This is a genomic window from Sphaerisporangium corydalis (assembly GCF_025506355.1).
Lineage (GTDB): Bacteria > Actinomycetota > Actinomycetes > Streptosporangiales > Streptosporangiaceae > Sphaerisporangium > Sphaerisporangium corydalis.
In genome coordinates this window covers 1-1,929 of record NZ_JANZYP010000146.1, presented here as the reverse complement: position 1 = coordinate 1,929, position 1,929 = coordinate 1, and the positions used below count along the sequence as shown (strand labels likewise).

Genomic DNA, 1,929 nt, shown 5'->3' with positions numbered 1-1,929 from the left:
ACCCCCACCACCGCCGCCGCGAACCGCCACCCAAAAGGATTGGGCCCGAACACCCACTCCCCCGCACCGATCAACCACTTCCCCAACGGGGGGTGGACGACGTAGGAGGCGCACTTGTCGATGTTGGCGGGCGCGCACTGCTGCCAGATGTTCTCGTTGCCGGCCAGGAGCATCTTGTCGGCGTCCTTGACGGCGACCCGCTCCACGCCGAACTTCAGCAGCGACAGCGCGTCCTTGGCGTAGTAGGTCTCGTCGAAGACCACCGCCTTGGGCGACCCCAGCCGGTCGAACCGCAGAAACGCCCCGAACGCCGCCACCAGCAGCGGCCCGAGCCACCCCCACATGGGGCTTCCGCGGAACGGGGGGACGAGCCGGTCGCGCACCGATCCCGATCGTGCGGGGTCGTCACGCGGCTCCGGCTGTTCGAAGTCCTGGTTGGGGAAGTCCGTCAGGGCCATCCGGACATCGTACGGGGCGGCTATTACGTCCAACCTAAGAAACACCTCTTACGTACCCAATTGGGAGACTCGTGCACGAAGGTGCTGGGCGGATGCCGGCGGCGGCGATGCGAGAGGATGGACGGGTGAACGACAACGGCAGGCTGGTTCTGGCTGGTGCTCCGATCGGGCGGGCCGAGGACGCCTCCGCCCGGCTCCGCGAGGCGCTTTCGACCGCGGACGTCGTCGCCGCCGAGGACACCCGCCGCCTGCGCAGGCTGGTCTCCGAGCTGGGGGTCACCCTCAGCGGGCGGGTGGTGTCCTACTACGACGCCAACGAAGCGGCCCGGGCCAAAGAGCTCCTGGAGGTCCTGCGCGACGGGCACACCGTGCTGGTGATCACCGACGCGGGCATGCCCGGGGTCTCCGACCCGGGGTACCGCCTGACGCACCTCGCCGTCGAGGCGGGCATCCAGGTGACGGCGCTGCCCGGGCCCTCGGCGGTCACCACCGCCCTGGCGATCTCCGGCCTGCCGAGCGACCGGTTCTGCTTCGAGGGGTTCCCGCCGCGCAAGGCGGGCGAGCGGTCGCGGCGGCTGGCGGGCCTGGCCGTGGAACAGCGCACGATGGTCTTCTTCGAGGCGCCGCACCGCCTCGAGTCCTGCCTCACCGCGATGGCCGAGGCGTTCGGCCCCGAGCGGCCCGCCGCCGTCTGCCGCGAGCTGACCAAGACCTACGAGGAGGTACGGCGGGGCGGGCTCGGTGAGCTGGCCGAATGGGCCGCCGGAGACGTGCGCGGGGAGATCACCATCGTGGTCGCCGGGCACGACCCCGCCGATGTCGAGCCCGACATCGGCGGGCTGGTGGACGAGGTCGCCCGCCGGGAGGTCGCGGGCGTCTCCCGCAAGCAGGCGATCGTCGACGTGGCCAAGTCCGCGGGGATCCCCAAGCGCGAACTGTACGACGCCGTCCACCGCGCATAGGGTGCCCGGGTGGTTGTTCGCGCCCTCTCCTTAAGAATTGCTGGGAAACCCCGACTTTCCGCTAAGCCGGTGACATCCGCGGTGAGCGGCGAGTCCGATCGGGTTTCCACCGTCCTGGACAGGCTCGTCCCGCCGTTCCAGGGGAGCCGCCTGTGGGGGTGGCTCGGGCCGTTGCTGGTGGCGGCGTTCGGGGCGTTTCTGCGGTTCGACCGGCTGGGGTCGCCCAAGGCGGTGGTCTTCGACGAGACCTACTACGCCAAGGACGGGCTGTCGCTGCTCAGGTACGGGGTCGAGCGGAGCTTCCTCGGCACCACCAAGGACCCGATCGCCGACCGGCGGCTCATCGCAGGGCGCGACGACCTGTGGGTCACCTGCACCCCCGACGACCAGGGCCCCTGCGCGCTCTATGTGGCGCACCCCCCGTTGGGGAAGTGGTTGATCGGTGCGGGGGAGTGGGTGTTCGGGCCCAATCCTTTTGGGTGGCGGTTCGCGGCGGCGGTGGTGGGGGT

The 1,929-nt window shown here is 70.6% G+C and carries 1 protein-coding gene and 2 pseudogenes; 2 read left to right on the top strand and 1 reads right to left on the bottom strand.

The window, feature by feature from the left end:
* Positions 1-458: pseudogene (locus NYZ98_RS41250) on the bottom strand (phospholipid carrier-dependent glycosyltransferase); the annotation flags it as partial.
* Between the two features lie 107 nt (positions 459-565).
* Here NYZ98_RS41250 and rsmI point away from each other — a divergent pair.
* Both rsmI and NYZ98_RS41240 read left to right on the top strand, forming a co-directional pair.
* Positions 566-1,420, top strand: a complete 855-nt coding sequence (gene rsmI, locus NYZ98_RS41245; RefSeq protein ID WP_380708885.1) for a 16S rRNA (cytidine(1402)-2'-O)-methyltransferase — start codon at positions 566-568, stop codon at positions 1,418-1,420.
* A gap of 69 nt (positions 1,421-1,489) precedes the next feature.
* Positions 1,490-1,929 (top strand): annotated as a pseudogene (locus tag NYZ98_RS41240) (phospholipid carrier-dependent glycosyltransferase); the annotation flags it as partial.

Excerpts from the sequence above, each read along its gene's own strand:
- rsmI (WP_380708885.1), top strand. The coding sequence starts at position 566 with ATGCGAGAGGATGGACGGGTGAACGACAACGGCAGGCTGGTTCTGGCT.